Here is a 2,196-nt window from a genome sequence, read left to right as displayed (position 1 = left end):
GGGGACGCCGTCGAGCCGGTCCAGGAGGCCGCGCAGCCGCCTGCGCAGCCCGTCGCGCAGGGCGGGGTCCGCCGGCGCGTCGGCGAACTCGGCCTCCAGCTGCTCCAGCCGGTCGAGGACCGGGGAGCCGGCGGGCGGGCCGGCCGGGGCGATCCGCTCCAGCAGATGCGCGGCGAGCCGTTCGGGGGTGGGGTGGTCGAACAGGAGCGTCGCCGGCAGCCGTACGCCCGCGAGGGCGCTGAGCCGGTTGCGCAGTTCGACGGCGGTCAGGGAGTCGAACCCGCTGTCCAGGAAGCCCCGTTCGGGGTCGAGGGAGTCGGGCGTGTCGTGGCCGATGACCAGGGCCGCCTGGGTGAGCACGGCGTCCAGTACGGCGCTGTGGCGGGCGCCGGCGTCGAGTCCGGCGAGGCGTTCGCGCAGGCCGTCCGCGGTGGGCGCGGCGGCCTGTGCGGCGGGAGCCGTACGGGCCGTGCGCCGGGCGTACGCGGGAACGAGGTCGCGGAGCACCTCGGGCACCGAGCCGTCGGGGCCGCGCAGCGCGCCGGTGTCCAGACCGGCCGGGGCGAACCAGGCGTCCGTGCTGCGCAGCGCCGTGTCCAGCAGGGCGAGCGCGTCGGCGGTGGCCAGGGGGCGCAGGCCGCCGCGGGCGATGCGGCGCAGGTCGGTCTCGGCCAGGGCGCCGGTCATGCCGCTGCGTTCCGCCCACAGTCCCCAGGCGAGGGACTGCACACGGCGCCCGGCGGCGGTCTCCCGGACGGCGAACGCGTCGAGGAAGGCGTTGGCGGCCGAGTAGTTGGCCTGCCCGGCCCCGCCGAAGGTGCCGGAGAGGGAGGAGAACAGGACGAGCGCGGCGCCGGTGCCGGCGGTGAGTTCCGCCAGCAGGCAGGCCGCGTCGGCCTTGGCGCGCAGCACGGTGTCGAGGCGTGCGGGGGTGAGCGACTGCACGATGCCGTCGTCGAGGACACCGGCGGTGTGCACGACCGCGGTCAGCGGCCGGTCCTCGGGGACGTGCGCGAGCAGGGCGGTCAGGGCGTCCCGGTCGGCGACGTCGCAGGCGGCGACGGTGACGTGGGCGCCGTGGCCGCGCAGTTCCTCGCACAGTTCGGCCATGCCCTCGGCGGCGGGGCCGCGCCGTCCGGCCAGCACCAGCGAGCGGGCGCCGTGCGCGGTGACCAGGTGGCGGGCGACCTGCCGGCCGAGGACGCCGCCCGCGCCGGTGACGAGCACCGTGCCGTCGCCGACCGCGTCGGGCGCGTCGGCGGCGGGTGTGGCGCGGGTCAGCCGGGGCGCGAGGGCGGCCCCGTCCCGCAGCGCGGTCTCGCTGCCCTCGCCGGCCAGGACGGCGGGCAGCAGCGCCAGGGAGGCGGCGGTGCCGTCGTGGTCGACGAGCGCGAAGCGGCCGGGGTTCTCGGCCCGTGCCGCGCGCACCAGGCCCCACACGGCGGCCTGCGCGGGGTCGGTGAGGGCCGCGTCGCCGGGTCCGGTGGCGACCGCGTGGCGGGTCAGCAGGACCAGCCGGGAAGCGGCGAGGGCGTCCTCGGCCAGCCACTCGGTCACCAGCCGCAGCGCGTGCCCTGCGGTCTGCCGGGCGGCGGTGGCGGGGTCCGCGTCCGCGTCGGCCGCCGGCACGACGGCCAGCACGGCACGCGGGACGGCGGGTTCGGCGGCGTCTGTCTCCGTGGACCCGGTGGCCAGGGTCGTCGCCAGCGCGGCCGGGTCGGCGTGCCGCACGGCTCCCGCGAGACCCGGCAGGGCGTCGAACTCGGCCGCCGGACCCACGAGGTGCACGGGGGCGGTGGCGGTTCCGACGGGGGCCGGGATCCAGCGGAGGGTGTGCAGCGCGCCGGCGTTGCCGGTGGCGGCCGGCAGGGACGCGGTGTCCACGGCGCGCAGGGTCAGCGCGCCGATCTCCGCGACCGGGGCTCCGGTGCCGTCGAGGAGCGTCACCTGGTGGGTGTGCTCGCCGGCCGGGACGAGCCGTACCCGCAGCGCGGCGGGTCCGTCGGTGTGCGCGGCGACGTCCTGGAAGGTGAACGGGACCACGGTGTCCGTGCCGTCGGCGACGGTGAGGGCCACGGTGTGCAGGGCGGCGTCGAGGAGGGCGGGGTGGACGCGGAACCGGTCGGTGCCCTGGAGGTGTTCGCCGGCCTCAGGGGCGATCTCCGCGTACACGGTGTCGCCGTCGCGCCAGGCGGC

The 2,196-nt window shown here is 78.6% G+C and carries 1 protein-coding gene; it reads right to left on the bottom strand.

Translation table 11 applies throughout. From position 1 onward, the window contains the following. On the bottom strand, positions 1-2,196 hold a 2,196-nt coding region (locus CCN29_RS31905), incomplete at both ends, for a type I polyketide synthase (protein ID WP_143661432.1).

The sequence above is a fragment of the Streptomyces pseudogriseolus genome (assembly GCA_002154585.1).
GTDB lineage: Bacteria > Actinomycetota > Actinomycetes > Streptomycetales > Streptomycetaceae > Streptomyces > Streptomyces pseudogriseolus.
This window is presented reverse-complemented; position numbering and strand designations above follow the sequence as displayed.